The organism is Novosphingobium sp., assembly GCF_025351285.1.
In the GTDB taxonomy this organism is placed as follows: Bacteria; Pseudomonadota; Alphaproteobacteria; order Sphingomonadales; family Sphingomonadaceae; genus Novosphingobium.
The window spans coordinates 24,875-51,115 of sequence record NZ_JANXWG010000103.1 but is presented as its reverse complement, the minus strand read 5'-3'; the positions used below and the strand labels follow the sequence as shown (position 1 = coordinate 51,115).

Here is a 26,241-nt window from a genome sequence, read left to right as displayed (position 1 = left end):
CCGGGATGTGGGAGCAGATCGCCCCCACATTCAACCCCTCAAACTTTCATTCTTCAGGCATCAACCTCCGCATCCTGCAGCATCTCGATCAACGCCTTGGAAAATGCCGGGATATCATCGGGCATGCGGCTGGTGATGAGGTTGCCGTCGATTGCGACTTCCTCGTCCACCACATCGGCGCCGGCGTTAGCGAGGTCGGTGCGGACAGACGGCCAGCTCGTTACCGTGCGGCCGTCGACGATGTCTGCTTCCACCAGCAGCCAGGGGCCGTGGCAGATCGCGGCGATCGGCTTGCCGGCGTCGTCGAAGTCTTCGACCAGGTCGATCGCTTTCGCCTGCATGCGCATGATGTCGGGGTTCATCTGGCCGCCGGGGATCAGCAACGCATCGAACTGGTCGGCCTCGACTTCGTCCAAAGTCTTGTCGACGGGCACGCTTTCGCCCCAGTTGCCGTGGTTCCAGCCCTTGATCACGCCGGGCTTGATGCTGGCGACAACGGTTTCGAAGCCCGCGGCTTCCAACGCCTTCTTGGGTTCGATCAGCTCGCTTTGCTCGAATCCGTCGGTGGCGATGATGAGAATGCGCTTGGTCATGAAAAATCTCCGCGATAGGCGGGACGTCCCGCTGTCGGGGGGACAATGATCGGGGGATGTTGCCGTTCCGCGTGTTTGCGACAGTCCATCGCGTTGCTAGGGCGGATCGGCCATGGTGAAAACAAAGCCCCCCAGTGACAGCGGTCCCGATCCCTTCGACGCGATCGTCGACGCCCCATTCGATGCGGCCCTCAGCGAGCGCTATCTCGTCTATGCGCTCAGCACGATCACCGCGCGCTCGCTGCCCGATCTGCGCGATGGGCTGAAGCCGGTCCACCGCCGGCTGCTGTGGGCGATGCGGCAATTGAAGCTCGATCCCACCGGCGCCTACAAGAAATCGGCGCGCGTGGTGGGTGACGTGATCGGCAAGTACCACCCGCATGGCGACCAGTCGGTTTACGACGCGATGGTGCGGTTGGCGCAGGATTTCGCGCTGCGCTATCCGCTGGTTCAGGGCCAGGGCAATTTCGGCAATATCGACGGCGATAACGCCGCCGCCTACCGCTACACCGAAGCACGGCTGACGCGCACCGCGATGCGGATGATGGCCGGGCTCGATGAAGGCACGGTCGATTACATCCCCACCTACAACGGCGAGGACGAGGAGCCCGAGATCTTCCCCGGGCTGTTCCCCAACCTGCTCGCCAACGGCTCGACCGGCATCGCGGTGGGCATGGCCACCTCGATCCCAAGCCACAACGTGGCCGAGATCGTCGACGCGACGCTGATGTTGATCGACAACCCGCATGCCGAACACGCCGAGCTGATGCAGGTGTTTCACGGCCCCGACTTGCCCACCGGCGGCGTGATCGTGGACAGCCCGGCGGCGATTTCGCACGCTTATGAAACCGGCAAGGGCGCGGTCCGGGTGCGTGCGCGGTTCTCCACCGGCCGCGACGAGAATGGCGTTTGGGAAGACACCGGCATCGAAAAGCTGACTAGCGGGCAGTGGCAACTGGTCGTTTCCGAAATTCCCTACATGGTGCCCAAGGGCAAGCTGATCGAGCAGATCGCCGCGCTGATCGGTGACAAGAAGCTGCCGATCCTCGAGGACGTGCGCGACGAAAGCGACGAGACGATCCGGCTGGTTCTGGTGCCCAAGAGCCGCAACGTCGATCCCGATCTGCTCAAGGAAAGCCTTTACCGGCTGAGCGATCTGGAAAGCCGGTTCAGCCTCAACCTCAACGTGCTCGATGCGCGGCGCACGCCCGGCGTGCTGGGGCTGAAGTTGCTGTTGCAGGAATGGATCATCAGCCAGATCGACATCCTGCTGCGCCGCACCCGGCATAGGCTCGAAAAGATCGCCGCGCGGCTCGAACTGGTCGGCGGCTACATCATCGCCTACCTCAACCTCGACCGGATCATCGCGATCATCCGCACCGAGGACGAACCGCGCCCGGTAATGATGGCCGAATTCGAGCTGACTCACGTGCAGGCCGAAGCGATCCTCAACATGCGGCTGCGCAGCTTGCGCAAGCTGGAGGAAATGGAACTGCGGCGCGAGCAGAAGGACCTGCTGGCCGAACAGGAGAACCTGCAAACGCTGCTTGACAGCCCGGCCAAGCAGCGCACTCGCCTGAAGCGCGACTTGGCCTCCTTGCGCAAGGAATACGCCGAAGATACGCCGCTCGGGCGCCGCCGCACCACCATCGCCGAAGCCGCGCCCACGCGCGAATTCAACATGGACGCGATGATCGAGAAGGAACCGGTCACGGTGATCCTTTCGGCCAAGGGCTGGGCGCGCGCGGCCAAGGGACACATGGCGCTCGACACCGATTTCAAGTTCAAGGAAGGCGATGGCCCGGCCTTCGCGCTCCACGCGCAAACCACCGACAAGCTGCTGATCGCGCTCGACAATGGCCGCTTCTACACGATCGGCGCCGACAAGCTGCCCGGCGCGCGTGGCTTCGGCGAACCGATCCGCACGATGCTCGATATCGATCCCGCCGCGCAAGTGGTGGCGGTCACGGTCTATCGCCCCAAGGCGCAACTGCTGCTCGCGGCCTCAACCGGGCGCGGGTTCGCGGCCGAGGCCGACGAACTGCTCGCCGAAACCCGCAAGGGTCGCGGCGTGGTCACCACCAAGCCCGGCGTGAAGCTGACAGTTGTCCGCGAAATCGCGCCCGAGCACGATCACGTCGCGGTGATGGGCGACAACCGAAAACTGGTTGTCTTCGCCTTGAGTGAGTTGCCGATCCTTGCGAAGGGCCAGGGCGTCACGCTGCAACGCTACAAGGACGGCGGCATGGCCGATGCAGTGACGTTCCGGCTTGAAGATGGACTGTCCTGGGCGATGGGCGGCGACAGCGGGCGCACGCGCACCGAGAAGGACATGATGATGTGGAAGGTCGCGCGCGGGGCTGCGGGACGGCTGCCGCCGAACGGGTTTCCGCGGGACAACAAGTTTTAAAGCATGAGAGGATGCCGCGATGACCACTCCCCGCTACTCACTCGCTGGCCGCGTGGCTCTGATCACCGGGGCCTCCTCCGGTCTCGGTGACCACTTCGCGCGGCTTTACGCAGCGGCGGGCGCCACGGTGGTGATCGGCGCACGGCGGATCGAGCGGATCGAGGCGCTGGCGCGCGAGATCGAGGCCGCCGGCGGCAAGGCGCTGGCGGTGGCCATGGACGTGACCGACGAGGCCTCGGTCCAGGCCGCGTTCGATGCCGCTGCTGGCGGGCCGGGTGTGCCCGATGTGGTCGTGGCGAACGCTGGCCTCGCTGAAGCGGGGCGTTCGATCGATCTCGACATCGCGCGGGTTCGCACCGTGATCGACACCAACTTCACCGGCGCCTACCTCACCGCGCGCGAGGGCGCCCGGCGGATGATCGCGGCGGGAACCAAGCACACCGGTGCGGGCCGTGTGATCCTGATCGGCTCGATCACTTCGATGATGACCGGCCAGGGCGATGCCGCCTACGCCGCCACCAAGGCCGCGATCGCGCACCTCGGCCGCCAGTTCGCGCGCGAATGGGTGCGGCAGGGGATCAACGTCAACGTCATCCACCCCGGCTACATCCGCACCGAAATCGACGGCGAATGGTTCGACAGCGAAGGCGGCGCCAAACAGGTCGCAAGCTGGCCCCGCCGCCGCATGACCGAAATCACCGCGCTGGATGACCTGATGCTGTTCTTCGCGTCGGACGCCTCGGCCCAAGTGACGGGCACGGATATCGCGGTGGATGATGGGCAGAGTTTGTAGGCAGATTTTCCGCGTTCTCGAAAATTTGCGGGGCGCATCGCTATTCTGGTGATGCATCGTCAATTCGCCCACGCTTTTGGAAGATTCGTAGCGCGTCCGTCGCTCCGTCAATCAAGCGCTGCCACACGGGCGTTCCAATGAGAGTTTCGATTGTGTCTGGCATAACGTCGGGAGTTTCGTCAGCGACGGAGTTCCAAATACCATGAAAACGCTCAATAGCGCTTTGCTCAGCAAGACTGAACTCGGGTTCCGAATACCAGTCGAAGTCAGCGTCCGGGACGTGGTCCTCCCACAGATTAATCATCTCGTTTGGAATGTGGGCGATTGGAACGCGCCGCTCAAATTCGCGCTGCTGATCCGGTGACGAAGCCAGTTCTAAGTAGTCGATGATGTTGTTGCGGATTCGCAGCTTAAGCTCCCGAGGCGATATCGATCTAACCATGAACGCCTCGCCTTCAACACTTTCCAAACACCCGGGATGCAAGGGCGATGGCCCTTGCCCGCCGGAGGCCACTTTCACCCCTTCGCCAGCCCCGCCAGCCCCGCCAGCAGATCGGGTGTCAGCACTTGCGGCAACTGCTTCGGCTCGCCGCCGCCGTTCGGGTACCACAAGTACAGCGGCACGCCGCCGGCCCCCTGGCTGGTGAGGAAGCGGGTGATCGCGGCGTCGCGGCGGGTCCAGTCGCCGATCAGGACGGTGACGCCGGCCTTGGCGAAGGCGTCGCGGGTGGCTTCGCGGTCGATCGAGGTCTGTTCGTTGACCTTGCACGACAGGCACCAGTCGGCGGTGAAGTAGAGGAACACCGGCTTGCCCGAGGCGCGCGCCTGCGCGAGCGCGGCTTCGCTGAACGGCCTGGCGCCGATCAGGCTGGCTTCGGCGGCGGGTGGGGTGGCGATTTGCGCGGCGCCGTAAGTGGCAAGCGCCAGCGGCAGCACCATCAGCAGGTAGCGCGAGCCGAGGAGCCCGCGCTTCTGTTCGCGGCGCATCGCGTAGAACCCGGCGAGCATCGCCAGCGCCAACGCTATGCCGATCGCAACGAATGTCGGCCCACCGCTCCGCCACGCCAGCCACAGCAGCGCCAGCACGGTCAGCCCCATCGGCACCGCCATGGCCTTGCGGAATTTGTCCATCCAGCCGCCCGGCTTCGGCAGCATCCGGCGCAGCGCGGGGATGAAGCCGATCGCCAGGAACGGCAGCGCGAGGCCGAAGCCGAGCGCGCCGAACACCGCCAGCGCCGCGTACCACGGCAACAGCAGCGCCGCGCCGACGGCCGCCGCCATGAACGGCCCGGTGCAGGGGGTGGCGGCGAAGGCGGCCAGAAGCCCGGTGCCGAACGCGCCCATATGCCCGCCGCCGCGCTCGAACGAAAGCCCGGGCAGCTCGAACAACCCGGCGAAGTTGGCGGTGATCGCCACCGCGAGCAGCAGCAGCGCCAGCACGACGCCGGGTTGCTGGAGCTGGAACGCCCAGCCCACCTCCTCGCCCGCGGCGCGCAGGCCCAGCATCGTCGCGCCCAAGGCCACGCAGGCCAGGATCACGCCCGCCGCATAAGCCAGCCCTTCCGCACGCGCGGTCGCTTCGTCGCCGCCCCGTGCCAGCGCCAGCGCCTTGAGGCTGAGGATCGGGAACACGCAGGGCATCACGTTGAGGATGAGGCCGCCCAGCATGGCGAACAGCACCGCCCACCAGAAGCTGCCCTTGGCCGGAGCGGTTTGGGTGCTGACCGGGGTGCCGCCATCGGGCACCGCGCCGGGGTTGGCGGTGAGTTCGACACCGCCCGCGCCCCCGCCGAGCGACAGCACCGCACTGACCGCTTGCGGCATGGCGCTTGGCGGCACTTTTGCGCGGGGCACTTCGGCAATCAGCAGGTCGTCCTTGCGCGAAAAGGACTGTGGTGCGGCGTAATCGACCAGCCCTTCGCTGGAAAGGAACAGCTGCGGTGCTTCCACCTTGGCAGCGCGCGGAAAGGGGATGGCGATGCGCAGCGTCGTCGGCGTCCACGCGAAGGCGGCGGGCCGGTCGAGCGGGGCGGGCAGCGCGGCGCGCCAGGCGTTGAAGCGCGGATCGGCGGTGCCTGTGCCGATCGTGATCGTGGCGTTGAGCGCCGCGCGTTCGGGCACGCAGATCTGGAGCGTACAGGCGAGCCAGTTCGCCTGCGCCGAGATTGCGAGCCTGCTGCCCGGCGCGGCATTGGCGGGCACGGTCAGCGGCACCAGCACCGCATAATCGTGCTCGTAGACGTGGTTCATCAGGCCGGAGATCAGCAGCGTCTGCGGCACCGGGAAGCGCATCGCCCCGGTCTTCGCGCCGTTGGGCAAGGTCCAGTCGAGCGTCAGCGCCAGCCCTGCATCGCCCGGGTTCGACCAATAACCATGCCAGCCGGCCTCGGGCTGCATCAGCACCGCCAGCGTGACTGTGCCGCCGGGCGCCACCGACCCCTCGGCCAGCAAAGTGGCGTGGATGTGCGACGGGCCGGCGCCACCGCCGGGCGGGCCGAATGCGCCTTGCGGTGGGGCCGGTTGGGCGTGGAGCGGCGCGGCCATCAGCGCGAGCAAGCCCGCGATCAGGGCGAGCAGGCGAAGGGCAGGGCGATACGGGATCAATGCGCGGATCATGACGGTTTATGGACGCTCCAGACCCCTTGCGCACCCCGGGCCTTGGTGCAATGCCGGCTTGGAGGCCGGTCTAGGTTCGCACGCGTCGCAAGTCCAGACCGCTGCCCAATTTCGGAGATTGATCCTTTGATTCGCAAGAACCGGCTCGCCGCTTTGTTCGCCTCTCTGGCCGTGCCGCTGGTGGCTTGTGCATCGGCTCTCCCTGCTCAAGCCAAGCCAGCACCTGCACCGCTGCCCGCACCCAAGCTGGTGCTGGCAATCGCGGTCGACCAGTTTTCGGCCGACTTGTTCGCGCAATACCGCGAACATTACACCGGCGGCTTCGCGCGGCTCCTGAAAGGCGCGGTCTATCCATCGGGCTTCCAGTCGCACGCGGCAACCGAAACCTGCCCCGGGCACTCGACCATCCTCACCGGCGTTCATCCGGGCCGCGCGGGCATCGTGGCCAACAACTGGTACGACCTTTCGGCCAGTCGCGCGGAAAAGCGCATCTATTGCGCCGAGGACGAGAAAGACCCCGCCAGCACATCGGGCAAGCCGGTGGTTTCGGCCGTCCACTTGCGCGTGCCCACACTGGGCGAGCGGATGAAGATGCAGTGGCCGGCCAGCCGCAACGTGGCGGTTTCGGCCAAGGACCGCGCGGTGATGATGATGGGCGGACACCAGATCGACGCGGCTTATTGGTGGCTGGGCGACAAGTTCGTCACGCTCAAGGGCCGCGCGCCGGTGCCGGTGGCGGTTGCCGAAAACGCCATGGTGGGCGCGCTGCTCAAGAAGGGCGCACCCGCCTTCACGCCGCCAGCCTATTGCGCCGCGCACGATCGCGCATTGAAGGCGGGCGAAGTCGAGATCGGCACCGGCCGCTTTGCTCTGAAGGCCGGGCAGAATGACGCCTTCCGCGTCTCTCCGCGCATCGATGCCGCCACGGCAGACCTCGCCGTGGCGCTCGCCAGCGACATGAAGCTGGGCAAGGGCGCTGCGCTCGATGTCCTTTCGGTCAGCTTTTCGGCCACCGACTACATCGGCCATGCATACGGCACGCAAGGCGTGGAGATGTGCATCCAGATGGCGCAGCTCGATGCCACATTGGGCAGCCTGTTTGCCCGGCTCGACAAGCAAGGGATCGATTACGTGGCGGTGCTGACCGCAGACCATGGCGGGCTGGATACGCCCGAACGGCTCGACGAACAGTCCTTGCCCGACGCCACCCGCGTTGACGTGGGGCTGACCCCGGGCAAGCTGTCCGCAGCGCTGGCGGCAAAGCTCGGCTTACCTGCCGCCGCGGGCCTGGTTTCGTCCGACGGGCCTTTCGGGGATTACTACGTCAGCCGCGCATTGCCAGATGCGGTCCGCGCCAAGGCCATCATCGAACTCGCCGCGCTACTCGGTTCGAGCACGCAGGTTGCCGCGGTGTTCACGCACGAGGAACTGGCGCGCACGCCACTGCCTGCCGGATCGCCGCAGGACTGGACGTTGAAGGACCGCGCGCGCGCCTCGTTCGATCCCGAACGGTCGGGCGACGTGGTGTCGCTGCTGCGCCGCGTGGTCGTGCCGATCCCGCGCGCTGCCCCCGGCTATACCGCCACGCACGGATCCCCGTGGGATTACGATCGCCGCGTGCCGATGCTGTTCTGGCGCAAGGGCATGACCGGGTTCGAACAACCGGCGCCGGTCGAGACGGTCGACATCGCGCCGACGCTGGCCGCGCTGATCGGGCTCAAGGTGGCAGAGGCTTCATTCGACGGGCGTTGCCTCGATCTTGATGCGGGGCCGGGCAACACCTGCCCGGTGGCAAAATGAGCGTACCAGCATCCCCGCGCGATGCCGTCATCCTGGGCGGCGGGCTGGTCGGCATGACGCTGGCGATCGCGCTGGCCAGGCAGGGCATGACCACTCACGTCGTCGACGCCGCAGACCCGTCGGACACCACCGCTGCCGATTTCGATGGCCGCGCCTCGGCGATTTCGACCGCGAGCTGGAACCTCTACACCAACCTTGGCATGGCCGATGCGCTGGTGGCCAAGGGCTCCCCGATCGACGCGATCGCGGTGACCGACGGCATGAAGCCTGGCCGCATCGACTTCCGCCCGACCGCCGAGGAAGGCTCGCTCGGCCGGATGTTCGCCAACCGCGATTTGCGCCTCGCGATGTACGCGGTGGCGGCCGGGTGCCCCGAAATCACCTTCCACACCCGCGCCAAAGTGGTCTCGCGCGAACGCGATGCGCATGGCGTGAAGGTCACCCTGGCCGACGGGCAAGTGCTGGCGGGCGCGCTGCTGGTCGGCGCCGAAGGCCGCGCCTCGCCCACCCGCGACGAGGCCGGGTTCACGCCCGCGAAGTGGTCTTACGGCCACCGCGCGATCATTTCGGGGCTGACGCACGAAAAACCGCACGGCAACACCGCGTGGGAGATCTTCTACCCGGCCGGGCCATTCGCGCTGCTGCCTTTGCTCGATGATCCTGACTCCGGGCCAGACGGCAAGCACCGTTCGGCGCTGGTGTGGACCGTGGCGGAAACGAACGCGGCGGGCGTGCTCGCACTATCCGACCGCGCGTTCCTGGCCGAAGTCGAAAAGCGCATGGGCGACATTTTCGGCAAGCTCGCGATCGGTGCGGGGCGATCATCCTACCCGCTCAACTTTCACCATACCGCGCGCGTCACGTCTGACCGGCTGGTGCTGGTGGGCGATGCCGCGCACGGTATGCACCCGATTGCGGGCCAGGGCCTCAACCTGGGCTTGCGCGATGTGGCCGCGTTTGCCGAAGTCCTGGCCGAAGGCGCGCGGCTGGGCCTCGATCCGGGCGATGCGCAAACGCTCGCCCGCTACGAACGCTGGCGCGCCAGCGACACGCTGATGGTCGCCACCGCCACCGACGTGCTGACCCGGCTGTTCGGCCTGCCCGGCAAGCTGCCCTCGGCCGTCCGCCGGCTGGGCATGGGCGGCGTGCAGCGCCTGCCCACGCTCAAACGCTGGTTCATGGACGAAGCGCGCGGAATGAGCGGGGACTTGCCGGAATTGCTGCGCGGATAAGGCAGATGCCTTCGCGTTCGGCAGCGATCGAATCTGGCGAGATGCCTTGTTTGCAACCTGCAGCGCGACAATTCCTGCTTGGCGAAAAGGGGGGCAATGAGGGGTTATAACCAATCGGTCGTGATCTCGCCGCTATGCCCCTCCGGCGCCAGCGCGGCGCGCAGGGCTTCCAGCAGAGGCGGCAAGACCTGCGTGAAGGCGTAGGGCGGGTTGACGATATAAAGGCCCGCGCCATTGTAGATGCCGGGCTGATCGCCATCGTACAACCAATGCTCCACCCGCAGCAATTTCGGGATGCCGAGCTTGCGCAACTGCTCGCTCCACTGCCCATGTGTGGCGCGGTCTTTCAGCGGATACCAGATCACCGTCACGCCATGCGCCCATTTGCGGTGAGCGGCGGCGAGAGTGGCGGTGATACGTGCGCGTTCATCGGGCTGCTCGTACGGCGGGTCGACCAGCACCACGCCGCGAGACGTTCTGGGCGGAAGCATCGCCAGCCAAAGCTCGTAGGCGTCGCGCTCATGCACGGCAGCGGTTGTGCCGCGCATCGCGCCGCGCAGGGTATAGGCGTCCTGGGGATGCTTTTCGTTGAGGATCAGGAGGTCCTGCGGGCGCAGAAGCTGCGCCAGGATCCGCGGTGACCCGGGATAGAACTGCAGTTCGGCCCCGACATTCACCGCCTGGACGACGGCGCGGTAGTCGTTCAGCAAGGGGTTCGGGTTGGTCAAGGCTTGCAGCACGCCCTGCGTGGACTCGCCGGTGCGTTGGGCCTGCTCGCCGTCAAGGTCGTACAGCCCGCAGCCGGCATGGGTGTCGACCAGGGTCAACGCGCCCGGTTTGTGCTGCTGGGCCCGCACGAGGGCGATCAGCAGGCAGTGCTTCACGACATCGGCGCTGTTGCCCGCATGGAAGATATGGCGATAATTCATTGCGATTCAAAACCCTGACGATCCGCCTTCATGCGAGTTTCCGAGCGCGATTGCCGATTGCGAGGCCATCGAAGTCCCCAATCCGGTGCCCATAGATAATCGGGCGAAAACCCGCAAAGCCCTTCTGAACGAGGCTTCGAGCCCGCGTTGCGATCGTCACCGATATCGACGAAGCTGCAGGCGCAGAAGCCGCCGTCAAGATCGGGTGTCGGTTCCACAAGCTCGATGCTCGCGTCGGACGAGGCGACTTACGTGACGGGCAGCGAATTCAGCATCGATGGCGGGTTGCTGGCCGGATCGGCCGCGTCGCCCGGTTGATCAGTAACTCGATCCCGACGCGGGGGGTGTGGGAGCGGGTGCTGCCGATGGTTGCGGCGTGCCGGCTGCCACGCGCGGCGGCGGTCCGGCGGGTTGCGTGGCGCGAGCGAGCGGGGATGCCGAGATCACCGCGCTGGCCTCGATCATGTCGAGCGCGCGGGTGGCGATCTGGTAATCGCGTGCCTGCCCCAGCCAGGTGCGCGCGGCGGCGCGGCCGGGGAGCTGGTTGACTTCGCCAACCGCCATGTCGACGCGGCCGTTGACCAGGTACAGCCGCGCGCGTTGCAGCCGCGCTTCGGGATCGGGCGCCAGCCGGTCGTTGCGGCGGATCGTGAACAAGTCGCTGGTTTCGCGGCGCACCCACGACCAGCCGCTTTCGGCCGGTGCGCCCTTGAGCGTGGGGGCGAGGCGTTCGAGTTCGGCGGACAAATAGCTGAGCGTGACCGGGCGCGCGGCGGCGGCAATCACGCGCTCGACCGCGTCGGGCTGCGCAACCGCGAAGCGCAAGCGCAACTGATTGGCGAGGTAGCCCAGCGGCTCGCCGCGCTCGACCGCGCGGCGCGCGGCCGCGGCGACCATGATCGATTCGGCGTGGGTGGCGTTGCCCGCGGCGGCATCGGCCGCGCGGCTGAGCGTTTCGATCCGCTGTTCGAGCGCGGCGATGCGTTCGTTGTCCTGCGCCAGCCCGGCGGCGGTGCGTGCGGCAAGATCGGCCTGTTCGGCCAGCGGGTTCGTTGCGCTGGCGAGGGCGGCGGGTAGAGGGGATTCGGCGCGGTTGGCGAAGGACAGGTCGAGATGCCAATACCCCATGCGCAGCGTCATCACCGCCACGCCCAGCGCGATCACCAGCACCAGCGCGGCAACGAGTGCGCTGAACGCACGACTGCGCCGGGGGCGGCCGTCCGCCGCTCCGTTCGTGCTCACATCGATACCTGGCATGACGTCTCGCTCAGCGCTTATTCCCGCGATCGGCCCCGCGACCCAAACCTGTCTGGCACATTTGCCTGGCCAGCGCCAGCAGCGCGAAATCGCTGCGTTGCGGTGCCACGGCCACTGAAGCCCATCCCGTATCGACCATTTCGGCAATGCGCGGTGCGAGGCAAGCGAGCATGATCGCGCTGCGGTCGATGCGGTTGCGGCGGCATTCCGCAGCGAAATGCCGCGCGGCTTCGCCCGAATGGAGCAACACCAGCGCGGGCGGGGCGAGCAGGTGCACGAGGTCTGGCGGGAAGGCGCGCGTGGCCATGCGATAGACCACGCGGGTGTCGATTTCGACGCCCGGAGCGGGGTGGAGCGGCACATGCGCCTCACCCGCGAGCCGCACGTACTGGCCGGGGGGAAGCTGGCCGACGAGCACGTCGAGCCCGCCTTCACCGGTGCCCGCCACCGCGAAGCCGGCGGCGCGCGCGGCCTGTGCGGTGCTCTCGCCGACCGCGTGAACGGGGAGCGTGTGCAGAGCCTCCAGGCCCGGTCCGCCGAGCCGGAACAACGCGGCACTTCCGGCGAGCAGTGCGGTGTACGGCTTGGGGTCGGGCGGCGTCCAATCGACCGGCTGGCTTTCGAACAGTGCGAAACCGTGGATCGCAAGGCCGAGCGCGCGACCTTGCGCCAGCGTTGCCGACAGGCCGGGTTCGGGCCGGATCGTGACAACCGGCAGCGGCAGCGGCGCCGCGTCCGGTGTGGCTGTCATTGCGCAGGTCCGGCGAAATGCCGGCGGATCGCGTCCGAGGCGCGTTCCAGCAATTGCGCAGCGAGTGCGGCCGGGCCGGTGGTGTCGGTTGCGGCGAAGGTCGCGGCGGCTTCGACGCGTTCGGCACCATCGGAGCTGTAGATCGCGGCGCGCATGTGCAGGCCGGCACCCTCGGCGCGCGTCAGCACCGCGATCGGGCTGTGGCAATTGCCGCCCAACGCTTCGAGAAGCCCGCGTTCGGCGCGGATCGCGGCGTGGCTGGGGGCATGGTCGATCGCGGAAAGCCAAGCGACCACATCGGCGCGCGCGGCCAGGCACTCGATGCCGATCGCGCCTTGTGCAGGCGCCGGCAGCCAGGCTTCGGCATCGAGCGGGGTGCCGACGTGGCTCTGGCCCAGGCGTTCAAGCCCGGCGGCGGCGAGCAGCGTGACATCGGCCTCGCCCGTGGCCAGCTTGCCCAGCCGGGTGGCGACGTTGCCGCGAAACATCACGATCTCGAGATCGGGCCGCAAGTTGCGCATCTGCGCGGCGCGGCGCGGGGCGCTGGTGCCGACACGTGCGCCTTGCGGGATCGCGGCCACGCTGCCCGCGCCCACCAGCACGTCGCGCACATCGGCGCGAGGCAGGATCGCGGCGATCATGAAGGCTTGCGGGCGCTGGGTTTCGACGTCCTTCATCGAATGGACCGCGAAATCGATGCGGCGTTCGTGAAGCGCGGCGTCGAGTTCCTTGGTCCACAGCGCTTTGCCGCCGATTTCGGCGAGCGGGCGATCCTGCACGATGTCGCCGCTGGCCAGCACGGTAACGACCTCGATCGCTTCGGGCGGCCAGCCGTGCGCGGCGCAGAGCCGGTTGCGGGTTTCTTCGGCTTGCGCCAGCGCCAGCGGAGAGCGGCGGGTGCCCAGCCGCAAAGGATGATCGGGGTGTGGTGCGTTCATGGTCGGCTTGCGATAACCGGCAATGTCGTTCAGGGAAACCCCCGACTATGTGGACATTATGGCGCTGATCCTCGGCATTGAATCGAGCTGTGATGAAACCGCCGCCGCGGTGATCGACAGCGACGGGGCGTCGCTGGCGACGCGTGTGGTCGCGCAGATCATTGCCTCGCAGGATGAAGCGCACCGGCCCTACGGCGGCGTGGTGCCCGAAATCGCCGCGCGCGCGCATGTCGAAGTGCTCAGTCCGCTGATCGGGCGGGTGCTGGCGCAGGCGGGGTTGCGGCTGGACCAGATGGACGCAATCGCCGCCACTGCCGGACCTGGCCTGATCGGCGGGGTGATGGTCGGGCTGGTGACGGGCAAGGCACTGGCGATGGCGGCGGGCAAGCCGCTGATCGGGGTGAACCATCTGGAAGGCCACGCGCTGTCGCCGCGGCTGGCCGATCCGACATTGGACTATCCGTACCTGCTGCTGCTGGTTTCGGGCGGGCATTGCCAGATCCTGGAGGTGCGCGGCGTCGGCCAATATCGCCGGCTGGCGACGACGATCGACGATGCGCTGGGTGAGGCCTTCGACAAGACCGCCAAGATCCTGGGCCTGGGCTATCCGGGCGGCCCGGCAGTGGAGCGGCTGGCGCGCGAGGGTGATGCGAAAGCCGTGCCGTTGCCGCGACCGCTGCTGGGCTCGGCCGAACCGCATTTCTCCTTCGCGGGGCTGAAAAGCGCGGTGATGCGCGCCAAGCTGGCGGGTGTGCACCGCGATGCGGACATCGCCGCCGCGTTCCAGCAGGCGGCGATCGACTGCGTGATCGACCGCTTGCGGGGGGCTATTGTGCGCACTTCTGGCATGACAGCGCTGGTGGTTGCAGGCGGGGTGGCAGCAAACCAGGCGTTGCGCGGTGCTCTCGAAACATCGGCGAACGAAGCTGGGCTGCGGCTGGTGGCGCCGCCGCTCATGCTGTGCACCGACAACGCGGCGATGATCGGCTGGGCCGGCGCCGAACGCCTTGCACTGGGGCTGATCGACCCGCTCGACATGGCCGCTCGCCCGCGCTGGCCGCTCGACGCCGCCGCCGAAGCGGTGCGCGGCGCGGGGGTCAAGGGTTGATGGGCCGCGCCGCGATTGGTGTTGTGGGCGCTGGAGCGTGGGGGACCGCGCTGGCGCAGATGCTGGCATCGGATGGGCGCGACGTGGTGCTGTGGGCCCGCGAGACGGAACTGGTCGAAGCGGTCAACACCTCGCATCGCAACCCGCTGTTCCTCCCATCCGCAACGCTGTCTCAGTCGATCCGCGCAACCGGTGATCTTTCCGAACTGGCTGCGCTACCAATCCTGCTGATCGTCACGCCCGCGCAGCACCTGGGCGTAACCTTGCGCGCGCTGCCCGGTTTTGCCGGGGATCTGGTGCTATGCGCCAAGGGCATCGAGGCCGGCACCGGGCGGCTGATGGCCGATGTCGCGCGTGATGCCGCACCGTCCGCGCAGCTTGCCGTGCTGTCCGGGCCGACATTTGCGCACGAAGTCGCGGCGGGATTGCCCACGGCAGTTACGCTGGCGTGCGGACATGGCGAGGCCCAATGGCAGCGGCTGTCAGCCGCCATCGCGCGGCCGCAATTTCGCCCGTATTATTCCGACGACATGATCGGCACCGAGATCGGCGGCGCGGTCAAGAACGTGCTGGCGATCGCCTGCGGGGTGGTCGACGGGCTGCGGCTGGGCCAGAACGCGCGCGCTGCGCTGATCGGGCGGGGCTTTGCCGAGATGCAGCGCTTCGGGCTGGCGCTTGGCGCGATGCCCGAGACTTTGGCGGGGCTTTCGGGGCTGGGTGACCTGGTGCTGACCTGCTCCTCCACCGCCAGCCGCAACTATTCGCTGGGCAAGGCGCTGGGCGAGGGCGCGAGCGCGGCCTCGGTCATGGCCGATCGCACCACCGTGGCCGAAGGCGCGTTCACCGCGCCGGTGTTGGCAGAGATCGCCCGCCAGCGCGGCGTGTCGATGCCGATCGTCGATGCGGTACGGGCGCTGCTGGCAGGCACGATGCCCGCCGGCGAGATGGTCACGGCGTTGCTTTCGCGCCCGTTGCGCGCAGAGTAACGGCACCCATGACGATCATCGCCCCCGCCAATGAACAGACCGATATCGCCGCGCTTGCGCGTGGCGGACGAACCAATGTGTTCGGCTTCCTGCTGCGCCTGGCCGCGCGGTTGCCGTTCCTGTTCATTGCCGGGCGGCTTTACGGCGCCGCCGCGCTCGGGCGGTTTGCTGCGGCGATCATCGTCGTCGAATTCGCCGCGCAGTTCGCCACGCTGGGGCTGAAGCGCGGGTTGGCGCAGGAATTGTCGCGCCGGACCCGGCCGAGCGCCAACATCGTCGCCGATGCGCTGCTGCTGTCGGTCAGCGGCGCGGGCGTGCTGGCGTTCGTGCTGTGGCTGTTCCCCGAGCCGATGTTTCCACATGGCGGATCGACCCTGCTCGAACACCTGCTGCCGATCACGATCCTGCCGATGGCGATCGGCGACATCGCGCTGGCAGCGCTGGCCTATCGCTTCGACGTGGGCGCCACGGTGCGCGCGCGCGCGGTGGTGGAGCCGTGGACGCTGTCGATCGCGGCCGGCGCCTTGTACTACGTCAATTCCACCGATGGGCTGGCGATCGCCTACATGCTGTCGATCTTCGGCGCGACCGCGACCGCGCTGGTACCGCTGGTGAAAAGCTATGGCCTACCCAAACAGTGGCGGCCCGATGTGCTGGGCTTGGGCCGGCTGACGCTCGCCAACCTGCCGCTGGCGGGCGCCGATGCGGTCGAATGGGGCACGCGCAAGCTCGATATCGCGATTCTGGCGCAGTTCGCGCCCGCAGAGGCGGTGGGCGTCTATTATGTGGCGCAGCAGATCGCCAGCCTGCCGCAGAAGCTCAAGAGCAGCTTCGAGCCGATCCTGGGGCCTGTCATCACGCGCAACCTGGCCGAGAACAACCTGCCGGCAATCGCGCGGCAATTGTGCCAGGTGGGCTTCTGGATCACCGCCGCGCAAGCCGGCATCGCGCTGGCGCTGGGCATTCCGGCCAAGGCGGTGATGGGGCTGGTCGGCCCGCATTTCGTGGGCGGCACCGGCGCGGCGGCATTCCTGCTGCTGGCCGAAGTGATGGCCGCGCCCGCGGTGGTGAGCGAGGCCGCGCTGATCTACATCGCGCCGGTGCGCAACCTGATCATCAGCCTGGGCACGATCGTGGTGCAGGCTGGGCTGACGGTGGCGTTCATCCTGTTCCTGCGCTCGCTGCCCGACTGGGACCTGCCGCCGTGGATGGCGGTCGATGCCGCGCACTTGCCGTTCTACCAGGCGGCGGCGGTGGCGGCGGCGCTGGCGCTGACGCTGGCGCTGGCCTCGGCGGTCAAGTCGCGGCTGGTGCGCTATTTGCTGGGCGGCAAGGTGAGCAACTGGCGCTGGGCGCTGGTGGCCGCTGCGCTGCCGACGGCGGCAATCGGCTGGGCTGCGCACTGGCTGCCTGAGTGGCTCGAATTGCTCGCGGGCATCCCGGCGATGCTGGCGTGCTACATGGCGATGATCTGGAAACTGGGCTTCGGGCCGGAGGATCGGGTGCTGTTCAGGAAGGCGGAGGCTGTGGTGGCGGGGTAGGTAGGGCTGGGCGGTCCAAGGACCGCGGCTACCGGCACTTGATTGGGGGTTGGCATCAGCGAATGGGCGCTTGTGACACCGTTGCGGATATCCCGGCAGGCGCGCATACTTCGGCCATGGTCGACGTTTATGAGAGCTCTGTTGAAGCAGCGGGTCGGTTCGGGTCCGTTTTCGAAAGGGACGAAGAAACCGCTTTTTTCTACTTGCTGGATTTGCACAAGCGAGAGGGCAATCAGATCGTTGGCACGTTCAGAGCCGATATCGTCAATAGCATGCCCGTTGATGTGCCCGTTTCAATCAGGTGGAACTCCTCCGGTACGGCTACCGGATTATTTGTAAACGGTCGCCTTCTTGCGATCTTTGATCTCCAAGCAGATGAGTTGAAGGCCCGCTACGCTAATGGCGGTGACGATGACCTATTTCGAAGCCACTAAACGGCAGCTTCCCTATCTCTCAACGTCACCCTGAACTTGTTTCAGGGTCCATCTCTCCCAATCCACGATCAGTGCAGGCGGCACGCTGGATGCTGAAACAAGTTCAGCATGACACCCACTCCCGGTTGCGGAACGCAAGCGGAACGCACATATCTTCGCCATGTCCGAACTCGTCATCCGCCGGGGGCTTGCCGAGCCCGATACCACCTCCACTTTCGTCCCCCACCGCCCCGCGCGGCCCGACAAGCCCGATGGCGGCAAGCGCTTCGTGGTGCGGTCGGAGTTCGAGCCGGCGGGGGATCAGCCCGATGCGATCAGGGACATTGTCGCGGCCGCGAGGGAGGATGATCGCACGCAAGTGCTGCTGGGCGTGACCGGGTCGGGCAAGACATACACGATGGCCAAGGTGATCGAGGAACTGCAGCGCCCCGCGCTGATCCTGGCGCCCAACAAGCTGCTCGCGGCGCAGCTTTATGGCGAATTTCGCAGCTTTTTCCCCGACAACGCGGTCGAATATTTCGTCAGCTATTACGATTATTACCAGCCCGAAGCCTACGTGCCGCGATCGGACACCTACATCGAGAAGGAAAGCTCGGTGAACGAGGCGATCGATCGGATGCGCCATTCGGCCACCCGCTCGCTGTTGGAACGCGATGACGTGATCATCGTCGCGTCGGTGTCGTGCATCTACGGCATCGGCTCGGTCGAGACCTATTCGGCGATGGTGTTCGACCTGAAGAAGGGCGAAACCGTCGATCAGAGCGAGTTGATCCGCAAGCTGGTGGCGCTGCAATACAAGCGCAACGACGTGGCCTTCGCGCGCGGCATGTTCCGCGTGCGCGGCGACAATCTCGAAATCTATCCGAGCCACTACGAGGACATGGCCTGGCGCGTGTCGTTCTTCGGCGACGAGATCGAGGCGATCCACGAATTCGATCCGCTGACCGGCAAGAAGGGCCAGTCGCTGGAAAAAGTGCGCGTTTACGCCAATTCGCATTACGTGACCCCCGGCCCGACGATGAAGCAAGCGGCCGATGCGATCCGTTTCGAGCTGGAAGACCGGCTCAAGGAACTGCACGAGGAGGGCAAGCTGCTGGAGGCGCAGCGGCTGGAACAGCGCACGCATTTCGATCTGGAGATGATCGCCGCCACCGGCAGTTGCGCGGGGATCGAGAACTATTCGCGCTTCCTGACGGGCCGTCTGCCGGGCGAACCGCCGCCGACGCTGTTCGAATACCTGCCCGACAACGCGCTGCTGTTCATCGACGAAAGCCACCAGACCGTGCCGCAGATCGGCGCGATGGCCAAGGGCGATCACCGTCGCAAGATCACGCTGGCCGAATATGGCTTTCGCCTGCCGAGCTGCATCGACAACCGCCCGTTGCGCTTCAACGAATGGGACGCGATGCGCCCGCAGACGGTGGCGGTTTCGGCCACGCCCGGCAATTGGGAGATGGAGCAAGCGGGCGGGGTGTTCGCCGAACAAGTGATCCGCCCGACCGGACTGATCGACCCGCCGGTGTTCATACGGCCCGTGGAAGACCAGGTGCAGGACTGCATCGAGGAATGCCGCAAGGTGGCGCTGGTGGGCTATCGCACGCTCGTCACCACGCTGACCAAGCGCATGGCCGAGGATCTGACCGAGTTCATGCACGAGGCGGGGTTGCGCGTGCGCTATATGCACAGCGACGTCGAAACGCTCGAACGCATCGAACTGATCCGCGATCTGCGGCTGGGCGTTTACGATGTGCTGGTGGGCATCAACCTGCTGCGCGAGGGGCTGGATATCCCCGAGTGCGGCCTCGTGTGCATCCTCGATGCCGACAAGGAAGGGTTCCTGCGCAGCGAAACCAGCCTCATCCAGACCATCGGCCGCGCCGCGCGCAACGTGGACGGCCGCGTGATCCTCTACGCCGACCGGATCACCGGCAGCATGGAGCGCGCGATGGCCGAAACCGACCGCCGCCGCGAAAAGCAGCACGCCTACAACCTCTTGCACGACATCACCCCCGCCTCGATCAAGCGCGGCATCGCCGACATCATCGCCGACACCGCCAGCCGCGACGGCGTGCTGGTGGAAATCGAGGATGACGGGGTGAACAATCTCGTCGGCCACAACTTGCGCGCTTACGTCGAGGACCTGGAAAAGCGCATGCGCGCGGCGGCGGCGGACCTCGAGTTCGAAGAAGCCGGGCGGTTGCGCGATGAAATCCGGCGGCTGGAAGCGGGCGAGCTTGGCTTGGCGGGAGAGCAGAGCAAGGCGCCGAATGTGGGGAGGAGCAATGAGGGCAAGCCGGGGACGCGGAAGACGAGGTATGGCAAGAGCCAGAAGAAGTGGGGGAAGTGATGGCGGTGCTAGTTGTTGTGATCCGCTGGGGTCCGGAGGAAACGGACCGCTCGCATTTTTCTAAGGCACTGGCGCAATATGCCCGATGCGAAATTGCAGAAAATTGTTGGCTCATTGACACAAGTTTGGACTTGGCGATCGCGAGAGGTGAACTATCATCAAGGCTCGGCTTTGATGACCTGTTGTTGGTGGCTGAGATTTTCTCAGACTGTCAATTCCATCAGGGTGGCCGACCAGAGGAGTGGGCTCAGTCAGCAAATCGCCGGTGGGGAACAAGGGATCGAAAATGGATCTTTGAAAGACTCTTTGGCCGATAGTTCTTGGTGATTGCAGAGTCCGGGAAAAGCAGTTTGACAGAGATGTGTGGTTGATACCTGTAGTGTGGCCGAAGGGGATCAAGCCCATGACCAAGCCCGCCAAACTCTACACCCTGCTCCTGCAATCGACCGATCGTTCGATCGATTTTCGCGATTTCATCGCAATGATCGAAGCGTTCGGTTTCACGCATATTCGCTCCAAGGGCAGCCATCGGTCCTACGCGCACCCGCAATGCGATGCGCTTCTGGTCCTCCAGCCCAAAGGCAAGGACGCAAAGCGCTATCAGGTCCGCGAGTTTCTTGGTATTGTCGAGGCGAATGGTCTCAAGTTGGACAAGTGATGCAGCACCGCTACCATATCAACGTCTTCTGGGCCGCTGACGACGATTGCTGGATCGCGGATGTGCCCGATCTCAAGCCATGCTCGGCGCATGGCGAAACGCCCGAAGAGGCCATTGCCGAAGCGCAAGTCGCTATCGAATTGTGGATCGAAACTGCGATCGAGCGTAGCCTGCCGATACCCGAGCCGCGCTACCGTCCGGCTATCTACGCTGCCGCCTGAACGCGGCTAACTCACCCGCGTCAGCCGCCCCGCCAACCCGGTCGCGCCGGGGATGGCGGCTAGCCGGGCCAAGACGCTGGCTCCGCTCGGACGGACCGACAGCTTCGTAACCAGCCCAGCCGTCCGCACCGGCCCGGCAATGTGCGCACCAAACCGCCGCTGGTATTCGGGCGCGGCCTCTGCGCCGCCTTTCACCCAAGCGTCCACCGCTGCCTCTGCGCTGGCCAGTGCGATGCCGATGCCTTCGCCGGCGAATGAGGGGATGCAGCCGGCCTGGTCGCCCAGGCGGAACAGGCCCGGCAGCGTTTCGCGCGCGCGCCAGCCGTAGGGGACGTGGCCGATGGCGTCGAATGCGGCGTCGTCGGGCATTTCCGCAAGTCGTTCGCGCAAGATCGGGTGCGTGGCGAAAAGTTCTGCAAACAAACCGGCGGGCTTGCCACCGGCGCGGGCGAGGCGGCTCTTGCGCACCGCCATGCACAAGTTGGCGCTGGCGCCGTCCTGCAGCACCACGCCGCAATAGCCGCCTTCGAACATGTGCATTTCGATCCGCTCGTCGAGCGCGCGGGCGAGGGCGGGGGTAGCCGCCAAGCGCAGCCGGATGCCCACGAACGGATCGGGCCCGGCCGCATCGCGCGGACGGCTGGCGCCGCGCGTTTCATGCTTGCCGCTGGCGAGGAACACCGCCGAGGCGGGGATTGCCACGCCGCTTTCGTCGAACGCTTCGGCGCCATCCATCCTGACGGTAGCGTGGCGCACTTCGGTGCCGAGCGCGATTGCCCGCTCGATCAGCGCAGTGTCCATCGCGTAGCGCGAGAGGCCGAGCGCGGGGTAGGGCAGCGCACGAACCGTCTCGCGCGTGCCGTCGATCAACGCAAGCCGCGTCACGCGGTGCCCGCCGATCGCATCGGGATCGACCCCCAGCGCGCGTAGCCGGTCGAGCGTGCGCCAGCTCAGGAACCCGCCGCACAAGGCATCGCCGATCGTGCGGTTGCGCTCGACCAGCAGCGCGGGGGTGCCCGCCATCGCCAGCCGGATCGCCGCCGCCGCACCCGCCGGGCCGCCACCGATCACGAGAGGGCGGGCGCTGCTCATGTTCGTGAAAACGCGAAGCCTTCGGCGGCAAGCCCCGGCCCGAACGCCATCGCCACGCCGTTGGGGTTTCCGTCTTTCGCCATCAATCGCGCGAGCACGAACAGCAGCGTGGCCGAACTCATGTTGCCGTTGGCCGCCAGCACGGCGCGCGAATCGGTGAGCGCCTCCGGATCGAGGCCTAGCCCGTGCTCTACCGCATCCAGGATCGAGCGTCCGCCGGCGTGGACCGCGTAGTCGATCTCACTCGCTCGCTGTCCGCCCAGAATATCGAGCCGCAATCCCGGATCGTGCAGCGCGGTGTTGATCCGGCCCGGAACTTCCCCCGAAAGCACCATTTCGAACCCGGTATCGCCGATGTTCCACTGGATCAGCGCGTCGCTGTCGGGCAGTGCGGCGGTGAACAGGCGATCGATCCTCAAGCCCGATGGTTCCGACGAAACCAGCGCCGCCGCGGCGCCATCGCCGAACAGCAAGGCCGCCAGCAGTTCCTCCATCGTGCCGCACGCACCCAGATGCAGCGATGACAGCTCGACACACACCACCAGCACCCGCGCCGCCGGCTCGGAGCGCGCGATGTGATGCGCCACCCGCATCGCGGCTACGGCGGCGTAGCAACCCATGAAGCCCACCAGCGTGCGTTCGATATGCGGATCGAGCCCCAGCTTGCGGATCACGATCTGGTCCACCCCCGGCGCAACAAAGCCGGTGCAACTGGCGAGCACGAGGTGCGTGACGCCCTCGATCGACACCTGGCGCTCCAGGTCGCGGATCGCGGCAATCGCCAGATTGGGCGCGGTGGCGGCGTAAAGCTCCATGCGGCGGGCAGTGCTGGGTGCGATGTTGCCGTGATAAAACCCGCCCGCATCGACCGGCGATCCGCCATCGGGTGAGCGCGGCAGGACCGACCAGCGGTGTCCGATTCCGGCGCGGCCGGCCATGCGCTTGAACAGTGCGATCTCGCGCGGATCGGCCAGCCGCTGCTGCGCCCATGCGATGTACGGCCCATGGATATCGTGATCGGGCACGGCAGTGCCGATCGCATGGATATGCGCGTGGTGTGAGGCCGTGCCCGATGGCATCAAATCGTTATCCTTATTGCAACCTGTATGGACCGTGGCGGCTCAACGCGCCAGATGCCCCGAAGGGTTCAGCGCACGCGTTCGACCGTCAGCCGGAAGGGGAAGCGCCGCGCGATCGCGACAGTCTCCGGATCGATCCCCGCGCGCGCCAGGATGGCGGGCCATTCGCGCGGGCGGTATGATCGTGCGATCGACAGCGTGCCGTCTTCGCGCACGATGCGGTGGACGCCTAGCACGCGCGCCAGCAGCGGGTAGCCGCCGTGCGCAAAGCGGTGGCGGTGGAGGTCGCTGACCAGCCAGCCGGCGCGCGCTTCGGCGTCCATATGGCGCAGGAACTGGTCGAGCTGCGCGTCGGCCATGTGGTGCGCGACCTGGCTGCTGATGATGAAATCGAACGCTTCGGGTTGGTCGAGATAGTCGCCGGTGCGGTATTCGATGGCCGGATCATGCGGCACAGCAGCGAGCGCCACTTCGGCACTCAGCGGGTTGAGATCGACGCCCACCAGCCGCGCAGCGATCCCGCGCTTGCCGGCCCAGTGGGCGATTGCCCGCAGCATGTCGCCCTGTCCGAACCCCACGTCGAGCAGGCTGAACGCGCGGCGCGTCCCGATCGCGCGATCGAGGAAGGCCAGCGTGGGCCAGGCGGTGAAAGTCCAGCGGTTGATCTTCGCCAGATCGCGCAGCACCGCCGCGTACACTGCCGGATCGATATCCTCCGCATCCATCTGCTCATCAGCGATGGTGCGGTTCGCCAGTGAACTCATCGCGCGCTCACAGCACGTTCTTCAAACCGTCGATCACGTATTGCGCGGCCAGCGCCGCCAGCAGCACGCCCAGCAGCCGGGTCAACACCGCTTCGCCTTGCGCGCCGACCAGCCGCATCAGCGAGCGCGCCGCCAGCAGCGCCAGCAGCGTCAGCACCATCACCGCAAACAGCGCCGCCAGGATCACGCCCATTGCTTCGGGCCCGGTGCTGCGGCTCATCAACAGCATGACCGTGGCGATCGAGCCCGGCCCGGCGATCATCGGCATTGCCATCGGGAACACCGAAACGTCGTCGATCGGCGGGCCTTCCGTGTGCGCAGCCTTGACCTTCTCGGCGCGCTGCTCGCGGCGCTGGGTGCGTTTTTCGAAAACCATGTCGAGCGCGATCAGGAACAGCATGATCCCGCCGGCGATGCGAAACGCGTCGAGCCCGATGTGCATCGCGCCCAGCAGCGCCTGCCCGAACAGCGCGAAAGCCACCAGGATCAACCCGGCGATCACCGTGGCGCGGATCGCCATCGCGCGCGCCTGCGCGGTGCTCGCGCCCGCGACCAGCCCGGCATAGATCGGCGCGCAGCCGGGCGGATCGATCACCAGGAACAGCGTGACGAAGGCGGAAATGAAAAGATCGTACAAGGGCTTGGTCGCAATCTGGATGAGGTGAAGTTCAGCGGGCTTTGGGCATGACGCTGGCGTGGAGCACATCGCGCATCGCGCCGTCCTTGCGCAAGTGCAGCGTGAAATCGCGCGCGCCGGCGGTATCGATCGTGGTGGTCCAGGCGAGCGACCGGTCATTCGAAGTAGCGCTCAGCGGGTCTGCAAACGCCTGCGGGCCGGTCAGCGGCTTGCCCTTGGCATCGCGCAGGTCATCCTTGTGGTCGCCGCGATGTCCGGGCGCGGGGCAATCCGCCACTACGCCGTCGATCGCGTCGGGCTCGGCCAGCGGCTGCGTCAGCGCATCGCCCTGGTCGAGCACCCATCTGTAGCCGCCGTCCTTCTGGCGCTGCCACACGGTGATGAAATAGCCCACAGAGTCAGGCCTTTGCCACGCCCCGCGCGTGACCGCGATCGATCCGTCGCAGCTCGACCACACTTTGTGCGGCTGCCACTTGACCGCGACCGGCGGATCCTTGCGGTTCTTGAGGTACTCGGCAACCAGCACCGGCCCGGGCGCGAACATCTTGGCGCCCTTGGCAGCGGTGGTGCGAAACGCGGTCCACTGGCCCTTTTCCTGCGCCAGCGCGGCAAAGCCGATCTCGGCCGCGATCACCCCGCCGGGGTTGGCGGTGGGGCGCAAGGTCTGGCGCGGCGCGGCGACGGCGGCGGTCGAGAGGGCGAGCAGGGTTACGGTGAGCGCGATCCGGTTCATGCGGGTGAGCATAGGGCCGGCACGCGCGTGGCGCCACCCCGGCGCTAAAGTTCGGAAGGCGCGTCCAACCCCGCATTGCGGTAGGCCGCCACCAGCGCATTGCGCAACAGCACCGCGATCGTCATCGGGCCGACTCCACCCGGAACCGGAGTAATGGCGCCCGCCACCTCGCGCACGCCGGCGAAATCAACGTCCCCGACCAGTTTGCCCTTGGGCGACGTCTCGGTCGGCGGAAGGCGGTTGATGCCGACGTCGATCACGGTCGCGCCGGGCTTGATCCAATCGGCCTTGACCATCTCGGGCCGGCCCACCGCGGCCACCACGATATCGGCGCGGCGCACCACTTGGGGGAGGTCCTTCGTGCGGCTGTGCGCGATCGTCACGGTGCAGCTTTCGCCCAGCAGCAATTGCGCCATCGGCTTGCCGACCAGGATCGAACGCCCGATCACCACCGCGTTGAGGCCCGAAAGCGAACCGAGCCGGTCTTTCAGCAGCATCAGCGAGCCCAGCGGCGTGCATGGCACCAGCCCGGGCAAACCCAACGCAAGCCGGCCGGTGCTGACCGGGGTGAGCCCGTCGACATCCTTGGTCGGGCTGATCCGTTCGACCACCGCCTGCTCGTCGAGGTGCCCCGGCAGCGGCAACTGGACGAGAATGCCATCGACCGCGCCATCGGCATTCAATTGATCGACCAGCGCGATCAGGTCCGCCTGCGTGGTGTCGGCGGGCAACCTGTGTTCGAAGCTGGCCATGCCGCATTCGACCGTGGCCTTGCCCTTGGAGCGGACATAGACCTGGCTGGCGGGGTCTTCGCCGACCAGCACCACCGCCAGGCCGGCCTTGCGGCCCGACTGCGCTTCGAACGCGGCGGCGTGGATGGCCACTTTCGCGCGCAGGCCGGCGGCGAAGGCCTTGCCGTCGATCAGCGCTGCGGTGCTTGCAGGGAAGGCATCGCTCATTCGAATTGCGTTCCCAGGTACGACAGGATGATCAGCACGATCTTGATCATGACCAGCAGCACGATCGGCGAGAAATCGATGCCACCTGTGGGCGGCATGAACCGGCGCACCGGGCGCAGGATCGGGGTAAGGATGGCGTCGAGCGCCTGCATCAGCGACGACACGAGACGGTTGTTCATGCTCACCACGTTGAACGCCACCAGCAGCCCCAGCACGAAGCTGACCAGCACCACCGTGGAAATCACGTTGGCGAGCAGCACGAGAATCGGAATAAGTACCTGGTTGATCATGGTGGTCCCTTGCGCACACGATGCGAAGTTGGCGCTCTAGAGCATTTTGCCTGAACGCGAAATCACCCCAAGG

General features: G+C 66.7%; 25 protein-coding genes and 1 pseudogene. 12 read left to right on the top strand and 14 right to left on the bottom strand.

Translation table 11 applies throughout. From position 1 onward, the window contains the following. Positions 1–53: 53 nt before the first annotated feature. A complete protein-coding gene (locus tag Q0R16_RS12730; protein ID WP_295636519.1) occupies positions 54–593 on the bottom strand; it encodes a type 1 glutamine amidotransferase domain-containing protein in 540 nt (179 codons plus the stop codon). Positions 594–705: 112 nt separating this feature from the next. Here Q0R16_RS12730 and parC point away from each other — a divergent pair, with 112 nt between their 5' ends. Both parC and Q0R16_RS12720 read left to right on the top strand, forming a co-directional pair. Continuing rightward, entirely contained in the window at positions 706–3,003 is a 2,298-nt protein-coding gene (gene parC, locus Q0R16_RS12725; protein WP_295636516.1) for a DNA topoisomerase IV subunit A, read from the top strand. A gap of 19 nt (positions 3,004–3,022) precedes the next feature. Continuing rightward, the gene (locus Q0R16_RS12720) at positions 3,023–3,796 is read left to right on the top strand and encodes an SDR family NAD(P)-dependent oxidoreductase (RefSeq protein ID WP_295636513.1); all 774 of its coding nucleotides are present in this window, start codon (positions 3,023–3,025) and stop codon (positions 3,794–3,796) included. Positions 3,797–3,836: 40 nt separating this feature from the next. Here Q0R16_RS12720 and Q0R16_RS12715 read toward each other — a convergent pair whose 3' ends face one another. Continuing rightward, a complete protein-coding gene (locus tag Q0R16_RS12715) occupies positions 3,837–4,316 on the bottom strand; it encodes a hypothetical protein (RefSeq protein ID WP_295636511.1) in 480 nt (159 codons plus the stop codon). Then, entirely contained in the window at positions 4,313–6,412 is a 2,100-nt protein-coding gene (locus Q0R16_RS12710; RefSeq protein ID WP_295636509.1) for a protein-disulfide reductase DsbD domain-containing protein, read from the bottom strand. Before Q0R16_RS12710 ends, Q0R16_RS12715 begins: the two co-directional genes overlap by 4 nt. A gap of 126 nt (positions 6,413–6,538) precedes the next feature. On the opposite strand from Q0R16_RS12710, the gene Q0R16_RS12705 reads away from it, so the two are divergent. Continuing rightward, the gene (locus Q0R16_RS12705) at positions 6,539–8,212 is read left to right on the top strand and encodes an alkaline phosphatase family protein (protein ID WP_366857649.1); all 1,674 of its coding nucleotides are present in this window, start codon (positions 6,539–6,541) and stop codon (positions 8,210–8,212) included. Beyond that, positions 8,209–9,444, top strand: a complete 1,236-nt coding sequence (locus Q0R16_RS12700; RefSeq protein WP_295636506.1) for a UbiH/UbiF/VisC/COQ6 family ubiquinone biosynthesis hydroxylase — start codon at positions 8,209–8,211, stop codon at positions 9,442–9,444. Before Q0R16_RS12705 ends, Q0R16_RS12700 begins: the two co-directional genes overlap by 4 nt. Positions 9,445–9,548: 104 nt before the next feature. Here the strand turns inward: Q0R16_RS12700 and rlmJ are convergent, their stop codons facing one another. Beyond that, complete coding sequence (rlmJ, locus tag Q0R16_RS12695; RefSeq protein WP_295636503.1) at positions 9,549–10,373, bottom strand: 23S rRNA (adenine(2030)-N(6))-methyltransferase RlmJ; 825 nt, start codon at positions 10,371–10,373, stop codon at positions 9,549–9,551. A gap of 207 nt (positions 10,374–10,580) precedes the next feature. On the opposite strand from rlmJ, the pseudogene Q0R16_RS19600 reads away from it, so the two are divergent. Continuing rightward, positions 10,581–10,691 (top strand): annotated as a pseudogene (locus tag Q0R16_RS19600) (short-chain dehydrogenase); the annotation flags it as partial. Here the strand turns inward: Q0R16_RS19600 and Q0R16_RS12690 are convergent. From Q0R16_RS12690 to hemC, 3 genes are read right to left on the bottom strand one after another with little or no spacing between them, the layout of a single operon-like run. Then, the gene (locus tag Q0R16_RS12690; RefSeq protein ID WP_295636500.1) at positions 10,692–11,615 is read right to left on the bottom strand and encodes a hypothetical protein; all 924 of its coding nucleotides are present in this window, start codon (positions 11,613–11,615) and stop codon (positions 10,692–10,694) included. A gap of 25 nt (positions 11,616–11,640) precedes the next feature. Further along, positions 11,641–12,381: a uroporphyrinogen-III synthase gene (locus Q0R16_RS12685; RefSeq protein ID WP_295636497.1), complete on the bottom strand. Its 741-nt coding sequence runs from the start codon at positions 12,379–12,381 to the stop codon at positions 11,641–11,643. Then, positions 12,378–13,319 carry a hydroxymethylbilane synthase gene (gene hemC, locus Q0R16_RS12680; RefSeq protein ID WP_295636494.1) on the bottom strand — a complete coding sequence of 314 codons (942 nt, stop codon included), beginning with the start codon at positions 13,317–13,319 and terminating at the stop codon, positions 12,378–12,380. The genes Q0R16_RS12685 and hemC overlap by 4 nt, the downstream gene beginning before the upstream one ends. A gap of 58 nt (positions 13,320–13,377) precedes the next feature. Between hemC and tsaD the strand changes: the two genes are divergently transcribed. From tsaD to Q0R16_RS12645, 7 genes are all read left to right on the top strand, one after another. Beyond that, positions 13,378–14,427 carry a tRNA (adenosine(37)-N6)-threonylcarbamoyltransferase complex transferase subunit TsaD gene (gene tsaD, locus Q0R16_RS12675; protein WP_295636583.1) on the top strand — a complete coding sequence of 350 codons (1,050 nt, stop codon included), beginning with the start codon at positions 13,378–13,380 and terminating at the stop codon, positions 14,425–14,427. Beyond that, entirely contained in the window at positions 14,427–15,413 is a 987-nt protein-coding gene (locus tag Q0R16_RS12670) for an NAD(P)H-dependent glycerol-3-phosphate dehydrogenase (RefSeq protein ID WP_295636491.1), read from the top strand. Before tsaD ends, Q0R16_RS12670 begins: the two co-directional genes overlap by 1 nt. 8 nt (positions 15,414–15,421) lie before the next feature. After that, positions 15,422–16,954 carry an oligosaccharide flippase family protein gene (locus Q0R16_RS12665; protein ID WP_295636488.1) on the top strand — a complete coding sequence of 511 codons (1,533 nt, stop codon included), beginning with the start codon at positions 15,422–15,424 and terminating at the stop codon, positions 16,952–16,954. A 116-nt stretch (positions 16,955–17,070) separates the two neighbouring features. After that, on the top strand, positions 17,071–17,388 hold the full coding sequence (locus Q0R16_RS12660) for a DUF2251 domain-containing protein (protein ID WP_295636486.1): 318 nt from the start codon (positions 17,071–17,073) through the stop codon (positions 17,386–17,388). A 160-nt stretch (positions 17,389–17,548) separates the two neighbouring features. Continuing rightward, positions 17,549–19,735: an excinuclease ABC subunit UvrB gene (uvrB, locus tag Q0R16_RS12655; protein ID WP_295636483.1), complete on the top strand. Its 2,187-nt coding sequence runs from the start codon at positions 17,549–17,551 to the stop codon at positions 19,733–19,735. A gap of 403 nt (positions 19,736–20,138) precedes the next feature. Then, positions 20,139–20,393: a type II toxin-antitoxin system HicA family toxin gene (locus tag Q0R16_RS12650; RefSeq protein ID WP_295636480.1), complete on the top strand. Its 255-nt coding sequence runs from the start codon at positions 20,139–20,141 to the stop codon at positions 20,391–20,393. Further along, positions 20,393–20,614: a type II toxin-antitoxin system HicB family antitoxin gene (locus Q0R16_RS12645; RefSeq protein ID WP_295636478.1), complete on the top strand. Its 222-nt coding sequence runs from the start codon at positions 20,393–20,395 to the stop codon at positions 20,612–20,614. The genes Q0R16_RS12650 and Q0R16_RS12645 overlap by 1 nt, the downstream gene beginning before the upstream one ends. Before the next feature lie 6 nt (positions 20,615–20,620). On the opposite strand, the gene Q0R16_RS12640 is transcribed toward Q0R16_RS12645, so the two are convergent. The 7 genes from Q0R16_RS12640 to Q0R16_RS12610 form a co-directional block, all read right to left on the bottom strand. Beyond that, positions 20,621–21,706: an FAD-dependent monooxygenase gene (locus tag Q0R16_RS12640; RefSeq protein WP_295636475.1), complete on the bottom strand. Its 1,086-nt coding sequence runs from the start codon at positions 21,704–21,706 to the stop codon at positions 20,621–20,623. Continuing rightward, positions 21,703–22,785, bottom strand: a complete 1,083-nt coding sequence (locus tag Q0R16_RS12635; protein WP_295636472.1) for a type III polyketide synthase — start codon at positions 22,783–22,785, stop codon at positions 21,703–21,705. Before Q0R16_RS12635 ends, Q0R16_RS12640 begins: the two co-directional genes overlap by 4 nt. Positions 22,786–22,853: 68 nt before the next feature. After that, on the bottom strand, positions 22,854–23,549 hold the full coding sequence (locus Q0R16_RS12630; RefSeq protein WP_295636469.1) for a methyltransferase domain-containing protein: 696 nt from the start codon (positions 23,547–23,549) through the stop codon (positions 22,854–22,856). Positions 23,550–23,556: 7 nt separating this feature from the next. Next, the gene (locus Q0R16_RS12625; protein ID WP_295636466.1) at positions 23,557–24,186 is read right to left on the bottom strand and encodes a MarC family protein; all 630 of its coding nucleotides are present in this window, start codon (positions 24,184–24,186) and stop codon (positions 23,557–23,559) included. Positions 24,187–24,217: 31 nt separating this feature from the next. Next, positions 24,218–24,919, bottom strand: a complete 702-nt coding sequence (locus Q0R16_RS12620) for a hypothetical protein (RefSeq protein WP_295636463.1) — start codon at positions 24,917–24,919, stop codon at positions 24,218–24,220. Positions 24,920–24,963: 44 nt separating this feature from the next. Then, the gene (folD, locus tag Q0R16_RS12615) at positions 24,964–25,878 is read right to left on the bottom strand and encodes a bifunctional methylenetetrahydrofolate dehydrogenase/methenyltetrahydrofolate cyclohydrolase FolD (protein WP_295636461.1); all 915 of its coding nucleotides are present in this window, start codon (positions 25,876–25,878) and stop codon (positions 24,964–24,966) included. Then, positions 25,875–26,168: a YggT family protein gene (locus Q0R16_RS12610; protein WP_295636457.1), complete on the bottom strand. Its 294-nt coding sequence runs from the start codon at positions 26,166–26,168 to the stop codon at positions 25,875–25,877. The genes folD and Q0R16_RS12610 overlap by 4 nt, the downstream gene beginning before the upstream one ends. Positions 26,169–26,241 lie beyond the last annotated feature (73 nt).